The sequence below is a fragment of the Pseudomonas sp. SJZ077 genome, from assembly GCF_007993905.1.
Classification (GTDB): Bacteria; Pseudomonadota; Gammaproteobacteria; order Pseudomonadales; family Pseudomonadaceae; genus Aquipseudomonas; species Aquipseudomonas mandelii.
The window spans coordinates 45,586-61,311 of sequence record NZ_VIUJ01000011.1 but is presented as its reverse complement, the minus strand read 5'-3'; the positions used below and the strand labels follow the sequence as shown (position 1 = coordinate 61,311).

At 58.6% G+C, this 15,726-nt stretch carries 16 protein-coding genes, 4 tRNA genes and 1 pseudogene; 11 read left to right on the top strand and 10 right to left on the bottom strand.

Annotated features, from left to right (window positions below; all coding sequences use genetic code 11):
• Window positions 1-109: 109 nt before the first annotated feature.
• The 4 genes from FBY01_RS17565 to FBY01_RS17550 all read right to left on the bottom strand — a co-directional run bounded on the left by FBY01_RS17565 (window position 110) and on the right by FBY01_RS17550 (window position 4,401).
• A complete protein-coding gene (locus FBY01_RS17565) occupies window positions 110-1,450 on the bottom strand; it encodes a sigma-54 dependent transcriptional regulator (RefSeq protein WP_010467552.1) in 1,341 nt (446 codons plus the stop codon).
• A 2-nt stretch (window positions 1,451-1,452) separates the two neighbouring features.
• The gene (locus tag FBY01_RS17560) at window positions 1,453-3,042 is read right to left on the bottom strand and encodes a PAS domain-containing sensor histidine kinase (protein WP_010467553.1); all 1,590 of its coding nucleotides are present in this window, start codon (window positions 3,040-3,042) and stop codon (window positions 1,453-1,455) included.
• Window positions 3,032-3,265 (bottom strand): PP0621 family protein, encoded by a 234-nt coding sequence (locus FBY01_RS17555; protein ID WP_010467554.1) that lies wholly within the window; start codon window positions 3,263-3,265, stop codon window positions 3,032-3,034. The genes FBY01_RS17560 and FBY01_RS17555 overlap by 11 nt, the downstream gene beginning before the upstream one ends.
• A 113-nt stretch (window positions 3,266-3,378) precedes the next feature.
• Window positions 3,379-4,401, bottom strand: coding sequence for an outer membrane protein assembly factor BamD (locus FBY01_RS17550; RefSeq protein ID WP_010467556.1), 1,023 nt, complete (start codon window positions 4,399-4,401; stop codon window positions 3,379-3,381).
• A 151-nt stretch (window positions 4,402-4,552) separates the two neighbouring features.
• On the opposite strand from FBY01_RS17550, the gene rluD reads away from it, so the two are divergent.
• The 7 genes from rluD to FBY01_RS17515 all read left to right on the top strand — a co-directional run bounded on the left by rluD (window position 4,553) and on the right by FBY01_RS17515 (window position 9,667).
• The gene (rluD, locus tag FBY01_RS17545) at window positions 4,553-5,515 is read left to right on the top strand and encodes a 23S rRNA pseudouridine(1911/1915/1917) synthase RluD (protein ID WP_007942311.1); all 963 of its coding nucleotides are present in this window, start codon (window positions 4,553-4,555) and stop codon (window positions 5,513-5,515) included.
• Window positions 5,512-6,231: a peptidoglycan editing factor PgeF gene (gene pgeF, locus FBY01_RS17540; protein WP_077749385.1), complete on the top strand. Its 720-nt coding sequence runs from the start codon at window positions 5,512-5,514 to the stop codon at window positions 6,229-6,231. The genes rluD and pgeF overlap by 4 nt, the downstream gene beginning before the upstream one ends.
• Before the next feature lie 156 nt (window positions 6,232-6,387).
• Window positions 6,388-8,952 (top strand): ATP-dependent chaperone ClpB, encoded by a 2,565-nt coding sequence (clpB, locus tag FBY01_RS17535; protein ID WP_010467561.1) that lies wholly within the window; start codon window positions 6,388-6,390, stop codon window positions 8,950-8,952.
• Window positions 8,953-9,252: 300 nt separating this feature from the next.
• A tRNA-Asn gene (locus FBY01_RS17530) sits at window positions 9,253-9,328 on the top strand.
• 9 nt (window positions 9,329-9,337) lie between these two features.
• Window positions 9,338-9,414, top strand: a tRNA-Pro gene (locus FBY01_RS17525).
• Window positions 9,415-9,419: 5 nt separating this feature from the next.
• Window positions 9,420-9,495, top strand: a tRNA-Lys gene (locus FBY01_RS17520).
• A 95-nt stretch (window positions 9,496-9,590) separates the two neighbouring features.
• Window positions 9,591-9,667, top strand: a tRNA-Pro gene (locus FBY01_RS17515).
• Window positions 9,668-9,829: 162 nt separating this feature from the next.
• On the opposite strand, the gene FBY01_RS17510 is transcribed toward FBY01_RS17515, so the two are convergent.
• The gene (locus FBY01_RS17510; protein ID WP_010467563.1) at window positions 9,830-10,228 is read right to left on the bottom strand and encodes a hypothetical protein; all 399 of its coding nucleotides are present in this window, start codon (window positions 10,226-10,228) and stop codon (window positions 9,830-9,832) included.
• Between the two features lie 304 nt (window positions 10,229-10,532).
• Window positions 10,533-10,841: pseudogene (locus FBY01_RS17505) on the bottom strand (FAD-dependent oxidoreductase); the annotation flags it as partial.
• 190 nt (window positions 10,842-11,031) lie between these two features.
• Here FBY01_RS17505 and FBY01_RS17500 point away from each other — a divergent pair.
• Window positions 11,032-11,352 (top strand): hypothetical protein, encoded by a 321-nt coding sequence (locus FBY01_RS17500; protein WP_145308766.1) that lies wholly within the window; start codon window positions 11,032-11,034, stop codon window positions 11,350-11,352.
• 75 nt (window positions 11,353-11,427) lie between these two features.
• Here the strand turns inward: FBY01_RS17500 and FBY01_RS17495 are convergent, their stop codons facing one another.
• From FBY01_RS17495 to FBY01_RS17480, 4 genes are read right to left on the bottom strand one after another with little or no spacing between them, the layout of a single operon-like run.
• Window positions 11,428-12,726 carry an NAD(P)/FAD-dependent oxidoreductase gene (locus FBY01_RS17495; protein ID WP_145308764.1) on the bottom strand — a complete coding sequence of 433 codons (1,299 nt, stop codon included), beginning with the start codon at window positions 12,724-12,726 and terminating at the stop codon, window positions 11,428-11,430.
• 60 nt (window positions 12,727-12,786) lie between these two features.
• Window positions 12,787-12,960, bottom strand: coding sequence for a DUF3094 domain-containing protein (locus FBY01_RS17490; protein ID WP_008028730.1), 174 nt, complete (start codon window positions 12,958-12,960; stop codon window positions 12,787-12,789).
• Window positions 12,961-13,011: 51 nt separating this feature from the next.
• A complete protein-coding gene (locus tag FBY01_RS17485) occupies window positions 13,012-13,539 on the bottom strand; it encodes an MOSC domain-containing protein (RefSeq protein WP_010467568.1) in 528 nt (175 codons plus the stop codon).
• A complete protein-coding gene (locus FBY01_RS17480; RefSeq protein WP_007970534.1) occupies window positions 13,536-14,162 on the bottom strand; it encodes a DUF1780 domain-containing protein in 627 nt (208 codons plus the stop codon). Before FBY01_RS17480 ends, FBY01_RS17485 begins: the two co-directional genes overlap by 4 nt.
• 130 nt (window positions 14,163-14,292) lie before the next feature.
• Between FBY01_RS17480 and FBY01_RS17475 the strand changes: the two genes are divergently transcribed.
• From FBY01_RS17475 to FBY01_RS17465, 3 genes are all read left to right on the top strand, one after another.
• The gene (locus FBY01_RS17475) at window positions 14,293-14,760 is read left to right on the top strand and encodes an FAD/FMN-containing dehydrogenase (protein ID WP_145308762.1); all 468 of its coding nucleotides are present in this window, start codon (window positions 14,293-14,295) and stop codon (window positions 14,758-14,760) included.
• Window positions 14,757-15,446, top strand: coding sequence for an energy-coupling factor ABC transporter permease (locus FBY01_RS17470; RefSeq protein WP_083375730.1), 690 nt, complete (start codon window positions 14,757-14,759; stop codon window positions 15,444-15,446). The genes FBY01_RS17475 and FBY01_RS17470 overlap by 4 nt, the downstream gene beginning before the upstream one ends.
• Window positions 15,447-15,509: 63 nt before the next feature.
• On the top strand, window positions 15,510-15,725 hold the full coding sequence (locus FBY01_RS17465; RefSeq protein ID WP_145308760.1) for a hypothetical protein: 216 nt from the start codon (window positions 15,510-15,512) through the stop codon (window positions 15,723-15,725).
• Window position 15,726: the final 1 nt, after the last annotated feature.

The window sequence follows — 15,726 nt, the reverse complement described above, 5'->3', positions numbered from 1 at the left end:
TGCCAGATCGCTTTCGCGGGCAAGCCTCGCTCCTACAGGTTTGAGTCGTTCAATACACTTGCGAACGACACACCCCCTGTAGGAGCGAGGCTTGCCCGCGAAGGAGCCCTCAATCCAGACCCAACTTCTTGAGCCGATATCGCATCGATCTGAATGAAAGATTCAACCGCTGAGCCGCCGCCGTGCGGTTCCAGCGGGTTTCCTCCAGTGCCTGGAGGATGAGTTTGCGTTCGACGTTTTCCAGATAATCTTCCAGGTTGTCGATTTGCGTCAGGTCCGGCACGCCGCTCTCTGCCGTGCAGTTACCTTCGGCCAGTCGCAGGTCGCTGGCTTCAATCTGCTTGTCCTCGCACAGGGTGTAAGCCCGCTCCAGTACGTTCTCCAGCTCCCGTACGTTGCCCGGAAAACGGTAACTTTTCAGCGCATCCAGGGCGAGTGGATGGAGTTTTGCGGCGGGTTGACCGCTGCCGGCCGCCAGGCGCTTGAGCACATGGCTGGCCAGCGGTTCGATGTCGTCGCGGCGCTCGCGCAAAGGGGGGACGCGCAGTTCGATCACGTTCAACCGGTAGTACAAATCCTGGCGAAAGCGTTCGGCGGTGACTTCGGCATCGAGGTCTTTGTGGGTGGCACAAAGGATGCGGACATCAACCACCATTTCTTGCTGACCGCCGACACTGCGAATGGCTTTCTCCTGAATGGCTCGGAGCAGTTTGACCTGCATCGCCAAGGGCAGATCGGCCACTTCGTCGAGAAACAGTGTGCCGCCGTGGGCGGCCTGGAACAGCCCTGGTTTGTCTTCGATGGCGCCGCTGAAACTGCCTTTGCGATGGCCGAAGAATTCGCTCTCCATCAACTCTGACGGAATTGCCCCGCAGTTGACCGGGACGAACGGTTGATTAGCCCGCGGGCCCTGCTCGTGGATCAGTCGGGCGACCAATTCCTTGCCACTGCCGGATTCGCCGCTGATGTACACCGGGGCCTGACTGCGTGCGAGTTTGTCGATTTGTTTGCGCAGGTTGCGCATGGGCAGTGAATCGCCCAGCAACCGGCGATCGATGGCGGTACTGGCGCCACCCGGTGCCGGCAAGCGCAGGGCGCTGGTGACCAGTTCGCGCAGGCGCGTCAGGTCAACCGGCTTGGTCAGGAAGTCGAAAGCCCCTGCCTTGAGGGCGTTGATTGCTGTTTCGAGGCTGCCGTAAGCGGTGATCATCGCCACCGGCACGTGTGGGTAACGTTGCTGGATGTACTGCACCAACTCAAGGCCGGTGCCGTCGGGCAGGCGCATGTCGGTCAGGCACAGGTCGAATGTCTCGCGCATCAACAAGGCTTGGGCTTCGCCAAGGTTGCGGGCACTGTAGGTATCGAGTTTCATCCGTCCCAGGGTGATTTCCAGTAGTTCGCGGATATCCGGTTCGTCGTCGACGATCAGGACTTTTGGCCGTGGGCTCATGTTCAACTTTGTTTCCGTCCGTGAGCAAAAGTGATGCGAAAGCAGCCGCCGCCTTGGCGTGGTTTGAAGTCTAGGCGGGCCTGGTTGCTTTCGCACAGCTCACGGGACAGATAAAGCCCCAGGCCTGTGCCCTGGCTACTGGTGGTGAAGAACGGTTCGAACAAATGCGTCTGTTGGTCCGGCGCCACGCCGGGGCCGTTGTCCCGGACTTCGAGCGTCGGCAACTGGCTGTCGGGCTCGACAAACAACTCGAGCCAGGCCTGCGCCAGGTCGTGATTCAGGGCGCTATGGCGCCAGGCATTGCGCAACAGATTGTCGAGAATCTGAGTCAGCTGATTCGGGTCCATCAGGGTTTTGAAGTCGCCCGGGCCGATGTGCAGGTGAATCAACTGGCGATCGGTCGCGCCTTCACGGGTTTCGGCGACGAAATGCTCCAGCCACGGCTTCAGATCGAGCCGTTGCGGTACGGTTTGCTGGCGGCGGGACAGTTGCAGGACGTTTTCGATAACCCGATTCATTCGCTGAGAGTGGTCTTGAATAATCTGCGTCAGACGCCGATCCGCGCCGTTCAGTTCCTCGGATTCCTGCAATAGCTGCGCGGCATGACTAACGGCGCCCAGTGGATTGCGGATTTCATGGGCGATACCCGCCGTCAGGCGCCCGAGTGCGGCGAGCTTCAGTTGCTGCGCTTGTTGAGCGATCTGGGCGAGGTCCTCCAGAAATACCAGGGTGTGGTGGTTCGGGCTTTGGTCCAACGCAATGAAGCTGGGTTGCAGTTCTATGCCACTGCTGGCGATTTTCAGGCTTTGCGGTCGCAGCGATGGATTGTTGAACCACAGCTGAAGGCGTTCGACCAAGGCCGGCGAATAGTCGTCGATCAACTGACCATCGAGGTCGTTCTGCCCCAGTAAGGTCAAGGCGCTTTGATTGGCCAGTCGCACCCGCCGCTGGTCGTCCAGCACCAGAATGCCCGTGCGCATGCGGTGCAGGATCAGCGCATTGAGCGCTTCCAGGCCAAGCACTTCACTGGCTCGCTGTTCGGCGAGGTTTTCGCTGACTTCCAGTCGCCTGATCAGACCTTGCACGAGCAACGCCGCGGCAAAACACAGCGCGCCGAGAGTGCCGACTTGCAGGTACTCGCCGGGACTGATCGGGTGACTGAAACTCAGGAGGAAGCCAAGGCCGACGATGCCAAGGGCGGCGACCGCCGCGATCAACAAGCCGATACGTCCGCGCAACAGGGTGTTGCTAATGGCCACCGAGACAATGAGCAGGTTGCCGATGGCGCTGGCCACACCGCCCGCAGCATAGAACAGACCGCACAGCAGAAGGACATCGACCAATGCGAGGCTGAAAAGCTGTGCCGGCCGTCGGGTGTTCTGCCAAAAGACCACCAGCAGGATGTTCAGCACCAGGTACAACCAACTGCCACTGCGCAGCAGGTCATCCTGGGCGAAGGCCAGCAGCTGGTTGTCCATGTTGCTGGAAATCAACAGTACGAGGGTGATGCCGACGCTTAAACGGTAGAGATGGTAAAGACGCAGCAGTCGCTGTGCCTGTTTGCCGCCGGGAGTGGACGTCTCAGCGACCACTTGGGCCCGGGCCTTGCTCTAGGTGAGCCTGGCTGCAATACCACTGTTGTTGAAGGCTCAGCGCGCGATCGCGGGGCAGGTGTACGCCGCAATGCGCGCAGCGGACCATCGGTGCGGCATCCAGCTCGGCGGAGGACCTGGGCGCGGAATTCGAAGCCTTGAACTTGCGCCAGAACCATACCGCAGCGGCAATCAGGGCGATCCAGAACAGTAAACGAAGCATGGTGAGCTGCTTTATTGGCTAATGAGCAGGCAGTTTAGCCAAGGACCTGACCTGCGCACAGCGCAATAAAAAAGGGAGACTCAAGAGTCTCCCTTTTTGCATAACCCGATGTGTCAGTCGAACACGCCGAAGGTCATGTAGCTGAACCACGAGCGGTCTTCGCTGTTGGCTTCGGACTCGTGTTCCTCTTCTTCGATCACGTCGCCATCTGCATCTTTAGGCTTCAGATCGTTCGGAATCGCGTCCTTGGCATCCTGGAACTGCTTCTGCACGTCCTGGTTGGCGCGGGTTTCGCCCGGCGGCAGAGGAGGACGGGATTCGATCAGGCCCAAGGTGGCCTTGCTCAGCCACGAACGGTTGTCGGCTTCGTCGACCGAAGGCTTGAACTGACCGTCTACCAGGCTTGGGTGGTTCGGGTAGTTGAGCTTCAGGGTTTCAAGGCTGGTGGCTGCCAGGTCGTCGAGGTGCAGACGTTGGTAGGCTTCAGTCATCACCGCCAGGCCGTCACCGACCGAAGGGGTTTCCTGGAAGTTTTCCACTACGTAACGGCCACGGTTCGCAGCGGCGACATAGGCCTGACGGGTCAGGTAGTAGTCGGCAACGTGAATCTCGTAGGCCGCCAGCAGGTTGCGCAGGTAGATCATGCGCTGCTTGGCGTCCGGCGAGTAGCGGCTGTTCGGGAAACGGCTGGTCAGCTGGGCGAACTCGTTGTACGAGTCGCGGGCCGCACCCGGGTCACGTTTGGTCATGTCCAGCGGCAGGAAGCGCGACAACAGGCCGACGTCCTGGTCGAAGGAGGTCAGGCCCTTGAGGTAATACGCGTAATCCACGTTCGGATGCTGTGGGTGCAAACGAATGAAACGCTCGGCAGCAGACTTCGCAGCCTCAGGCTCGGCGTTCTTGTAGTTGGCGTAGATCAGCTCGAGTTGAGCCTGATCGGCGTAGCGCCCGAACGGATAACGCGACTCCAGCGCCTTCAGCTTGGCTGTGGCGGCAGTGTAGCTATTGTTGTCCAGGTCGGTCTGAGCCTGCTGGTACAGCTCGACTTCGCTAAGGTTTTCGTCTACGACTTCCTTCGATGAGCAAGCAGCGGTCAATGCGAGGATGGCGATCAGCAGCAGGTGTTTCACTTGCATGGCGGCTTGCGTCCCTATGACGGCCGCTGTCTTGGGCGGGGCCGTCCTGTTATGATGAGCGCCCCGTTGAATAGCCTCGGGGCAAAAGACGCCGTATTTAACCACAAGCGCGCAGCCGAAACCAAAGGCTGTGCCGACGCCTAGTCTGAGCATGTCCGATAAAATTGAACTTCGCGCAGAGGTGCCGTCCGAATTGGGCGGCCAACGCCTCGATCAAGTCGCCGCACAATTATTCGCTGAGCACTCGCGCTCGCGCCTTTCCGCCTGGATCAAAGACGGCCGCCTGACTGTGGATGGGGCGGTTATCCGCCCGCGAGACATCGTTCATGGTGGCGCCATTCTTGAACTGACTGCCGAGCAGGAAGCTCAGGGCGAATGGATCGCTCAAGACATCGAGCTGGACATCGTCTATGAAGACGATGACATCCTGGTGATCAACAAACCTGCGGGCCTGGTGGTGCATCCTGCCGCCGGTCACGCGGATGGCACCTTGCTCAACGCCTTGCTGCACCACGTGCCGGACATTATCAATGTGCCCCGCGCCGGTATCGTGCATCGTCTGGACAAGGACACCACCGGTCTGATGGTGGTGGCCAAGACCATTCAGGCGCAGACACAGCTTGTCACGCAATTGCAGAGCCGTAGCGTAAGCCGGATCTACGAATGCATCGTGATCGGTGTGGTGACGGCCGGCGGCAAGATCAATGCGCCGATCGGTCGTCACGGCCAGCAACGCCAGCGCATGGCCGTGATGGAAGGGGGCAAGCAAGCCGTCAGCCATTACCGCGTACTTGAGCGTTTCCGCTCTCACACGCACGTGCGGGTGAAGCTGGAAACCGGTCGTACACACCAGATTCGCGTGCACATGGCCCACATCAACTACCCGTTGGTCGGAGATCCTGCCTACGGCGGTCGCTTCCGCATTCCACCGGCCGCCAGTGTGACCATGGTCGAATCGTTGAAGGCGTTCCCGCGTCAGGCACTGCATGCGCGGTTCCTGGAGCTGGATCACCCGACCACCGGTAAACGCATGAGCTGGGAATCGCCATTGCCGGATGATTTCGTCTGGTTACTGACGCTGCTCAAGCAAGACCGCGAGGCGTTCATCGGATGAGTGACTGGCTGATTCCCGACTGGCCTGCGCCTGCCGGGGTGAAAGCCTGCGTTACCACCCGTGCGGGCGGCGTCAGTCTGGCGCCGTTCGACAGCCTCAACCTTGGCGATCACGTCGGCGACAACCCGGAAGCGGTTGCCGAAAATCGCCGACGCCTCACCGATCATTTCTCTATTCAGCCGGCCTGGTTAAAGCAGGTTCACGGCATTGCCGTGGCCCATGCCGACCCCAATATCACGGCAACCGCTGATGCCAGTTGGACGACAACCCCCGGCATTGCCTGCGCGGCAATGACCGCCGATTGCCTGCCAGCGCTATTTTGTGACCGCGCCGGTACTCGCGTCGCGGCGGCCCATGCCGGTTGGCGTGGATTGGCGGCAGGTGTGCTCGAAGCGACGCTCGACAGCCTGGCGGTGCCTCCAGAAGACGTGCTGGTCTGGCTGGGCCCGGCCATTGGCCCGCAAGCCTTTGAAGTCGGCCCGGAAGTGCGCGAGACCTTCGTCCAGCAACTGCCCGAAGCGGCCAAAGCCTTTGTGCCCAGCCAAAACGCTGGCAAGTTCATGGCCGACATCTACGAACTGGCGCGTTTGCGCCTTGCTGTGCGCGGTGTCACCGCTGTTTATGGTGGCGGTTTCTGCACCGTGACCGATCCTCGCTTCTTTTCTTACCGCCGCAATCCACGCACGGGTCGGTTTGCCTCTCTTATCTGGCTGTAGTGCCCTGTCTGGGGTACGAACGCTAGACTTCTCTGATCTACATCAATTCCAAGACGCTTGAATCTCCCAGAATCGACCACATCTAATGAGGTATCTGGCAGGTTTCTTCATTCAGGATGTTTTATAGGTCCGGCCTGCTCAAAAGGAAGGTGACCCATGCGCATAGATCGTTTAACCAGCAAATTGCAGTTAGCTCTATCCGACGCCCAATCGCTGGCCGTCGGCCTTGACCATCCCGGCATCGAGCCGGCGCACTTGATGCAGGCCATGCTTGAACAGCAGGGTGGTTCGATCAAGCCCCTGCTGATGCAGGTCGGTTTTGACGTCAACAGCTTGCGTAAAGAGCTGACCAAAGAGCTCGACCAGCTCCCGAAAATCCAGAACCCGACCGGCGACGTGAACATGTCGCAGGATCTGGCGCGCCTGCTCAATCAGGCCGATCGCCTGGCCCAGCAGAAGGGCGATCAGTTCATCTCCAGTGAGTTGGTATTGCTCGCCGCGATGGACGAGAACAGCAAGCTCGGCAAATTGCTGCTCGGTCAGGGCGTCAGCAAAAAAGCCCTCGAAAACGCGATCACTAACCTGCGTGGCGGCGAAGCGGTCAATGACGCCAATCACGAAGAGTCGCGCCAGGCGCTGGATAAATACACCGTCGACCTGACCAAGCGTGCCGAAGAAGGCAAGCTCGACCCGGTGATCGGCCGTGACGACGAAATTCGCCGGACGATCCAGGTCCTGCAACGTCGCACCAAGAACAACCCGGTGCTGATCGGTGAGCCTGGCGTGGGTAAAACCGCCATTGCCGAAGGCCTGGCCCAGCGCATCATCAACGGTGAAGTGCCGGACGGTCTCAAGGGCAAGCGCCTGCTGTCCCTGGACATGGGGTCGCTGATTGCCGGTGCCAAGTACCGCGGCGAGTTCGAAGAACGCCTGAAATCGCTGCTCAACGAGCTGTCGAAGCAGGAAGGTCAGATCATTCTGTTCATCGACGAACTGCACACCATGGTCGGCGCCGGTAAGGGCGAAGGCTCGATGGACGCGGGCAACATGCTCAAGCCTGCGTTGGCACGCGGCGAATTGCATTGCGTTGGTGCAACCACGCTGAACGAGTACCGCCAATATATAGAGAAGGATGCGGCACTCGAACGGCGCTTCCAGAAAGTCCTGGTTGACGAGCCGAGCGAAGAGGACACCATCGCGATTCTGCGGGGCCTCAAAGAGCGTTATGAGGTTCACCACAAAGTCGCGATCACCGACGGTGCCATCATTGCCGCGGCCAAGCTCAGCCATCGCTACATTACCGACCGTCAATTGCCGGACAAGGCCATCGACCTGATCGACGAAGCGGCCAGCCGTATCCGCATGGAGATCGACTCCAAGCCGGAGGTCCTCGACCGTCTGGAGCGCCGTCTGATTCAGCTGAAGGTGGAATCCCAGGCGCTGAAGAAAGAAAGCGACGACGCGGCGAAGAAACGTCTGGAGAAGTTGCAGGAAGAAATCGTTCGCCTCGAACGTGAGTATTCGGACCTCGAAGAAATCTGGAACTCGGAAAAAGCCGAGGTACAGGGTTCTGCGCAGATCCAGCAGAAAATCGAACAGTCCCGTCAGGAACTGGAAGCCGCGCGCCGTAAAGGTGATCTGAACCGCATGGCCGAGCTGCAATACGGGGTGATCCCGGACCTGGAGCGCAGCCTGCAAATGGTCGACCAGCATGGCAAAAGCGAAAACCAGTTGCTTCGCAGCAAGGTGACTGAAGAAGAAATCGCTGAAGTCGTCTCGAAGTGGACCGGCATTCCGGTGTCGAAAATGCTCGAAGGCGAGCGCGACAAGCTGATGAAGATGGAAAGCCTGTTGCACCAGCGTGTGATTGGTCAGGACGAAGCGGTGATCGCCGTTTCCAACGCGGTGCGGCGTTCCCGGGCCGGGTTGTCCGACCCGAATCGTCCGAGCGGTTCGTTCATGTTCCTCGGCCCGACCGGTGTCGGTAAAACCGAGCTGTGCAAGGCGCTGGCCGAGTTCCTCTTTGATACGGAAGAGGCGATGGTGCGGATCGACATGTCCGAGTTCATGGAGAAACATTCCGTGGCCCGGCTGATCGGTGCGCCACCGGGCTACGTGGGCTATGAAGAGGGCGGTTACCTGACTGAGGCGGTGCGTCGCAAGCCTTACTCGGTGATCCTCCTGGACGAGGTCGAGAAGGCCCACCCGGATGTGTTCAACATCTTGCTGCAAGTGCTGGAAGATGGCCGCTTGACCGACAGCCATGGCCGCACGGTAGATTTCAAGAACACCGTGATCGTCATGACCTCCAACCTGGGCTCGGTGCAGATCCAGGAACTGGTCGGTGATCGGGAGGCGCAACGCGCGGCGGTGATGGATGCGATTTCCACGCACTTCCGGCCGGAGTTCATCAACCGGGTCGACGAAGTGGTGATCTTCGAGCCGTTGGCGCGGGATCAGATCGCGGGCATTACCGAGATCCAGTTGGGTCGTCTGCGCAGTCGCCTGACTGAGCGCGAGTTGAAACTGGAGCTGAGTCCAGAGGCCATGGACAAGCTGATCGCGGTAGGTTACGACCCGGTGTACGGCGCACGACCGCTCAAACGAGCGATTCAGCGCTGGATCGAGAACCCGCTGGCACAGCTGATTCTGTCCGGTCGATTCATGCCTGGCGACACGGCTGTCGGCAAGGTGGAGAACGACGAGATCGTATTTGCCTGACCCGTCACGGCGGTGAAATAAACAAGGCCTCGCATTGCGAGGCCTTTTTTTCGTCAGGTTGTTGAACTGAAAGGAAAAGGCTTGTAAAGTGCGCCCCGCAGTAAGTCGCCCGTAAGGGTTTCTGCTCCCCAAGCAGAAATCTGAAATAAGTTGCAAATCATTAACTTGAATGCAATTTAAGGGGTTGACAGAGGTGCTTAAGATTGTAGAATAGCGCGCCTCAGACACACGAACGCAGCGATGCGAACGGGTCGAAGAGAGTGCAACAAAGCGTCAAACGTTGTAATTGAAATATGTAGTTCCGTGATAGCTCAGTCGGTAGAGCAAATGACTGTTAATCATTGGGTCCCAGGTTCGAGTCCTGGTCACGGAGCCAATTTCAAACCGGGGTATAGCGCAGTCCGGTAGCGCGCCTGCTTTGGGAGCAGGATGTCAGGAGTTCGAATCCCCTTACCCCGACCATTTTTGGGTCGTTAGCTCAGTTGGTAGAGCAGTTGGCTTTTAACCAATTGGTCGTAGGTTCGAATCCCACACGACCCACCATTTTTGAAACCAGTTAACGCTGGGATCAGATCTTAAGATCAGACGCCAAAAGCTCTGTTCGCAGAAGGCGCCTTTAAAAGGTGCCTTTTTTTTACCGGGGTATAGCGCAGTCCGGTAGCGCGCCTGCTTTGGGAGCAGGATGTCAGGAGTTCGAATCCCCTTACCCCGACCATATTAAAAATCCTCGTATCGAAAGATACGGGGATTTTTTTTGTCTGCAAAAAACAACACTTCAGTTATCGTATAACTCCAGGGCAGCGCTTCCAGGTGTAAATCGCCAGCCGAAAAAAAACCGCGTTTCTCGAAGGAAAAACGCGGTTTGATTCCTGAAGGCTTAGGCGCCGTCTTGGTCTTTCAAATGTTCGAACAGACCTTTTGGCATTTTCTTGCCATTGGCTTCGAAGTTGGCTTTTACGTTGTCGTAAGCCTCTTGCTCGTCGATGAAGCCGTCATGGTTGGTGTCGATCTTGTCGAAATTGGACTTCGGCGCGACTTTCTGGAATTCGGCGCGGGAGACCTTGCCGTCGCCATCGGTATCGGTCTTCGCCATCGACGCATCGCCACACTTGCCTTCGCCACATTTGCCTTCAGGGGTTTTCACCACTTGCTCAGCCGAGGCCAGCAAATAGCCTTGGGTCAACGGTTGCGCAGCGAATACGGAACCGGACAACATCATGCCGCCGGCCAGAACAGCGCCGAGCAGGCCAATAGTGTTTTTGGTAGTACGGGACATTTCAATACTCCTGGGTTGCACGACACAACCGTTCGATAAAGGACGCCACGTGAGTGCGGCGATAACCGTAGCGGGCGAGTTGCCTTGCTCGGATGTGGCCATTTAAGGGGCGGGGTGTATCGCTACTGTGTCGCGCAAGGGGGAGTTTGTAAGCGAAGGGGAGGAATCGTGGGGGGAGATACAGTGGGACACACAAGTGGACCGAGGTGCCTCATTCGCGGGCAAGCCTCGCTCCTACAGATCGGTGGTTAACTTGTAGGAGCGAAGCGTGCCCGCGAAGAGGCCCTAATGGACGCTGAAGATGTTAATGCAGTTTGAGTCGCGGCTCAGTCCCGCGCCCAATCTTGCTGCCGAGCATCAACATCGCCGTGCGAAACGCGCCATACAGCGCCATCTGGTGCATGCGATACAGCGACACGTAAAACATCCGCGCCAGCCAGCCTTCGAGCATCACGCTTCCGGTCAGGTTGCCCATCAAGTTACCCACAGCCGAAAAACGCGACAGTGAGATCAGCGAGCCGTAGTCGGTGTATTTGTACTCCGGCAACGCCTTGCCTTCGATCCGCAGTTTCAGCGATTTGGCCAGCAACGACGCCTGCTGGTGCGCAGCCTGGGTGCTACTGATGTGCCGTAGGGGGGAGTGAAGGGATGAAGTTGTGCGGGAAATACAGTAGGGGCAACTATCTAATCTTTCTGCACCGTTAGTCGGTACTGTCATTTATGACAGGTGTAATGAGCTCGCAATCAGACTAAAAACATATTGCAGTTGGCCTCTCTTACTTATTTGAATAAGGAAATTAATCATGTCCAACGAATTCCCCGGTGGTCCTAATCCTCCTCCAAAACCAGTATCTCCGCCCTACGTCACATCGCCAGCCGAAAACACCAAAGTGGGTCAGAACTTTCGCGTTCAAGGGGGGGGGCACGCTCGTCACCGTGTGCGAGTGGTAACCCCGGGAAAGGAAGATGCTTTGAGTGCTGAGCAGCTTATGGAAGGAAACGGTCATTTCAATTTGCAGATCAATAAACCGTTATCGAACGGTCAGTTTTGCTTTCAAATTTTGTTATGGAAGGATGGTAATGCGTTGGCACGTAGTCCTACGCACTGTGTTGAAGTGATCTGATGACGTGCTGCATCAGCAAATAAAACGCCCGGTTGTAAAACAACCGGGCGTTTTCATTAGTAACGCACTTACGTACTAGTGCAGCTTCAGCCGCGGCTCAGTCCCGCGCCCAATCTTGCTGCCGAGCATCAACATCGCCGTGCGAAACGCGCCATACAGCGCCATCTGGTGCATGCGATACAGCGACACGTAAAACATCCGCGCCAGCCAGCCTTCGAGCATCACGCTTCCGGTCAGGTTGCCCATCAAGTTACCCACAGCCGAAAAACGTGACAGTGAGATCAGCGAGCCGTAGTCGGTGTATTTGTACTCCGGCAACGCCTTGCCTGCGATCCGCAGTTTCAGCGATTTGGCCAGCAACGAAGCTTGCTGGTGCGCAGCCTGGGCGCGCGGCGGTACGTTGCGATCGGTGCCCGGTTGCGGGCAGGCCGCGCAGTCACCGAAGGCGAAGATGTTTTCATCGCGGGTGGTTTGCAGGGTCGGCAGCACTTGCAGCTGGTTGATGCGGTTGGTTTCCAGGCCATCGATGTCCTTGAGGAAGCCCGGCGCACGAATGCCGGCGGCCCAGACTTTCAGGCTGGCGTTGATCACGTTGCCATCGGCGGTGATCAAGCTATCAGCGGTCACTTCGCTGACGGCGGCATTGGTCATCACATTGACCCCGAGTTTCTCCAGGGTTTTATGCACAGGCCCGCCGATGCGTTCCGGCAGGGCTGGCAGCACTCGTGGGCCGGCTTCGATCAGGGTGATGTGCATGTTTTCCGGTTTGATCCGGTCCAGGCCATAGGCCGCCAGCTCGTGGGCGGCGTTGTGCAGTTCTGCTGCCAGTTCGACACCGGTGGCACCCGCGCCAACGATGGCGACGCTGATCTGCTCGACCTTGTCGGTCTGCCCGGCATGGGCGCGCAGGTAGTGATTGAGCAGTTGCTGGTGGAAACGCTCGGCCTGTTTGCGGGTGTCGAGAAACAGGCAATGCTGCGCCGCGCCCTGCGTGCCGAAATCGTTGGTGGTACTGCCGACGGCAATCACCAGCGAGTCGTAAGCCACTTCACGCGCCGGTACCAGTTCCAGGCCGGCTTCGTCGTAAGTGGCGGCCAGCTGGATTTTCTTCTGCTCGCGATCGAGGCCACTCATGCGCCCCAGCTGGAACTCGAAGTGATTCCATTTCGCCTGGGCAACATAGTTGAGTTCGTCTTCGGAAGAGTTCAGCGACCCGGCCGCCACTTCGTGCAACAACGGCTTCCAGATGTGGGTCAGGTTCGCGTCGACCAGCATCACACTGGCCGTGCCACGTTTGCCCAGAGTCTTACCCAGACGGGTAGCCAACTCCAGACCGCCGGCGCCGCCGCCAACGATGACAATACGATGAGTCATAGGGATATCTCGCAAGGCTAAAAGAAATCGGTGCAGTCAACCGAGCGAGCGCGAGGCAGCTCATAGCGTCAGGTAACTGATAAATCGGCTCAACAGGCCTAAACCAATGGTCACTGCCAACACCACCACCAGGAGCATCCACGGCCGGAAAGGTCGGCGCTCGACTCGGTGCTGGGACAGGTGCAGGTACTCTTCGACATGCTTCTGGTCGTCGGGGTTCAGGCGGCTGGTCATATTGGGCCTCGTCAGGTAGACGTTGCTGAAGGTGTAGAAGCTACAGGCTGATTAACGAACGTTGAACGGAGCATAGCCGCTGTCGGGAATGGGCTCGACGCTCACCCTGTCGTCCAGGCGAATGATTCCACCTTGTAGCACTCGGGCCGTGATTCCGCCATGTCCGCGCACAGCCTGAAACGTCCCGGGGCCGAGGTTGTTTTGCAGGCGCGCGCAAGGCTGGCACCAGCCGGTGGTTTCGAAAATTGCCTGGCCGATACGGAAGCGACGACCCTTGAGGCTGAACAGGTTGATACCACTGATAACGAGGTTGCGCCGCAAATCTTCAGGCAAGACCGGTTTGTCGTGCGGGCGGCCCATCAGCGAACTGATCACCGCCAGATGCTCCCACTGAATCAACGTCACTTGCCGTGCGTTACGGACTCCCGGGCGGGCTCGATCGCCGGTCAGGCCGGCTTCAAGTCGCGCCTCAACGGCATCCAGTTCGATCATCGGCACGTGAGGTTCCGGGCGCACGCCGATCCAGCGCACGCGGCCGGCTTGCGGGACTTCGGCGATTAATGCCTGCAATGGGCTCACAGGCTGATCCCGACGTCGAAGACGATGCTGCGGCCAAGGTTACTGCGCAGGAAGTCCGGAGCGTCCGGATGTGCAAACAGCACTCGGGCGAAGGTCGGACCGACCAACGACAGCGAGCGCCAGCCCTGGCGCAAGTATTCGGTCGGCGGCGGAAAATGGCTGTTGAGGTCCAGCACTTCACGCTTGAGGCTGGCGAACGCAATGATGTCCAGTTCCCCCAGGTCCATGCCGCGTTCTTTGTAGTTGTGGGCTTTTTTACGCAAGGTCGGCGCCAGTCTCAGCAGGAATTCATTGGCGGGAATGCGTCGGGGCTTGGCCTCGCGACGCACCAGTTGGCTCAGGGAAAACGCGCTGCGCCGGCGTTGCAGTTCATCGCGCCATTCGTCGTTGAGGCGCCGCCCCTCGTCGAGGACGAAGAACACCTCGAAACTGGCGTCTCGAAACAGCACGTCCGGCGGCTCCCCGGCAGGCGCGAACTCGTCGGCGCGATAGGGAATGTTCAGGCCTTGCAGCAGGCGCTGACAAACCCAACGCTCACGCTCCCATTTGCGGGCATTGGACAGAAAGGCGTTGGCTTGCTCGGCCGCGATGGTCAGCAGGCGTAAATAATCTGAGTCATCCATAGGCCCAAGCTTAGCGTTCAAATGCGACAAGCAGAAAGCGTTTACCGGTAAAGGAGGTCACTGGGCAGTCGGATCGGGCGGTGTAGACTGATGGCCACTGTGTGTAATTGATCCGACAAGGGGGTTTAACGTGAAATATTGGCCGGTGTTACTGCTCAGTCTTCTGCCCTTATGGGCCCAGGCGGCGGAGGTGGGTGAGCGACTGGCGCCCTGGACCTTGCTCGATCAATTCGACCAGGCCTACACGCTCGATAATCAGACTCAGACGTTGCTGGTGGCGCGAAGCATGGACGCCGCGAAACTGGTTGACGCTGCGCTGAAAGGCGAGCCCAAGGGTTATCTGGAGGCGCGCCACGTTGTGTTTTTAGCGGACATCCAGCGCATGCCACGGCTGATCGCGAAGATGTTTGCCGTTCCGGCCATGCGTGATTATTCCTATCGGGTCATGCTGGACCGCGAGGGGCGTGTGGCGCCGCGTTATCCCGGGGCTGTGGATAAAGTGCTGTGGCTGCAACTCAAAGACGGCCAGTTGGTTGCGCAACACGAATATGCCACGGCCGCGCAGTTGCATGAGGCACTGGAGAAGGCTGGACCATGATCGGTGCCGAGCTGCTGTCCCAGCAAACGCTGACAGTCGGCTGGCTGATTTATGTGTCCGTGCTGCTCTGGGCCCTCTGGCGTGCGCCGTGGGTTGAGCTGTTCACCGACAGCCGCCGTCAGCATTTGCTGTTTGGCACAGTGTTCGCGCTGTTCATGCTGTGGCTGGTGCGACGTGATTTCGATACAGGCGTGTCGTATCACTTCATCGGCATGACGGCTGTGACGTTGCTGCTGGACTGGCCACTGGCGATCGTCGGTGCCTTGGTGGCGCAATGCGGGCTGGTGCTGCTCGGGCGTCAGGACCTGGCGGCCGTCGGGGTCAACGGTGCGCTGCTGATTGTGCTGCCGGTGCTGGTGACCGAATGCTGTGCGATCCTGGTCGAACGCGCGCAGCCACGTAATCCCTTTGTGTATATCTTCGTTTCCGGCTTCTTCGCCGCGGCGTTGTCAGCGTTGCTATGTCTATTGCTGGCGCTGTGGCTGTTGTGGTTCAACGAACGTTTCGAGATGCCGTACTGGCTGGAAGATTTTGTCGGTTATCTGTGGCTGCTGATTTTTCCCGAAGCCTTCATCAACGGCATGATTGTCAGCGCGCTGGTGGTGTTCAGCCCGGAATGGCTGGAGACCTTCAACCGCACGCGCTACCTTTCGGCGCCCTGGAAAGACGACGATCCCAAATCTTGATCCACATCAAATCGATAAAACGCTGACGCTTTCATGCTCCACAAAACCTACAGGAGCATCGAAATGAGTGTGTACGAATGGGCAAGGCAGGAACTGCGTCAGAGTCTGGGTAGTGCACAGGAAGTGGGGTTTGATCCGGGATTGAGCCTGCGCGCCTTGCTCAGCGCGGTGGTGCAGCAGAGCAAGGCGGTGCGCAGTGCCGAAGACCTGGCCGACGAGTTGCGCTTTCTGGCGGAAAACCTCGATGAAGACCAGGACTACGGCTTTATGCGGCCCTGAG

Excerpts from the sequence above, each read along its gene's own strand:
- FBY01_RS17565 (WP_010467552.1), bottom strand. The coding sequence starts at position 1,450 with ATGAGCCCACGGCCAAAAGTCCTGATCGTCGACGACGAACCGGATATC.
- FBY01_RS17555 (WP_010467554.1), bottom strand. The coding sequence starts at position 3,265 with ATGCTTCGTTTACTGTTCTGGATCGCCCTGATTGCCGCTGCGGTATGG.
- FBY01_RS17550 (WP_010467556.1), bottom strand. The coding sequence starts at position 4,401 with ATGCAAGTGAAACACCTGCTGCTGATCGCCATCCTCGCATTGACCGCT.
- rluD (WP_007942311.1), top strand. The coding sequence starts at position 4,553 with ATGTCCGATAAAATTGAACTTCGCGCAGAGGTGCCGTCCGAATTGGGC.
- pgeF (WP_077749385.1), top strand. The coding sequence starts at position 5,512 with ATGAGTGACTGGCTGATTCCCGACTGGCCTGCGCCTGCCGGGGTGAAA.
- clpB (WP_010467561.1), top strand. The coding sequence starts at position 6,388 with ATGCGCATAGATCGTTTAACCAGCAAATTGCAGTTAGCTCTATCCGAC.
- FBY01_RS17510 (WP_010467563.1), bottom strand. The coding sequence starts at position 10,228 with ATGTCCCGTACTACCAAAAACACTATTGGCCTGCTCGGCGCTGTTCTG.
- FBY01_RS17500 (WP_145308766.1), top strand. The coding sequence starts at position 11,032 with ATGTCCAACGAATTCCCCGGTGGTCCTAATCCTCCTCCAAAACCAGTA.
- FBY01_RS17495 (WP_145308764.1), bottom strand. The coding sequence starts at position 12,726 with ATGACTCATCGTATTGTCATCGTTGGCGGCGGCGCCGGCGGTCTGGAG.
- FBY01_RS17490 (WP_008028730.1), bottom strand. The coding sequence starts at position 12,960 with ATGACCAGCCGCCTGAACCCCGACGACCAGAAGCATGTCGAAGAGTAC.
- FBY01_RS17480 (WP_007970534.1), bottom strand. The coding sequence starts at position 14,162 with ATGGATGACTCAGATTATTTACGCCTGCTGACCATCGCGGCCGAGCAA.
- FBY01_RS17470 (WP_083375730.1), top strand. The coding sequence starts at position 14,757 with ATGATCGGTGCCGAGCTGCTGTCCCAGCAAACGCTGACAGTCGGCTGG.
- FBY01_RS17465 (WP_145308760.1), top strand. The coding sequence starts at position 15,510 with ATGAGTGTGTACGAATGGGCAAGGCAGGAACTGCGTCAGAGTCTGGGT.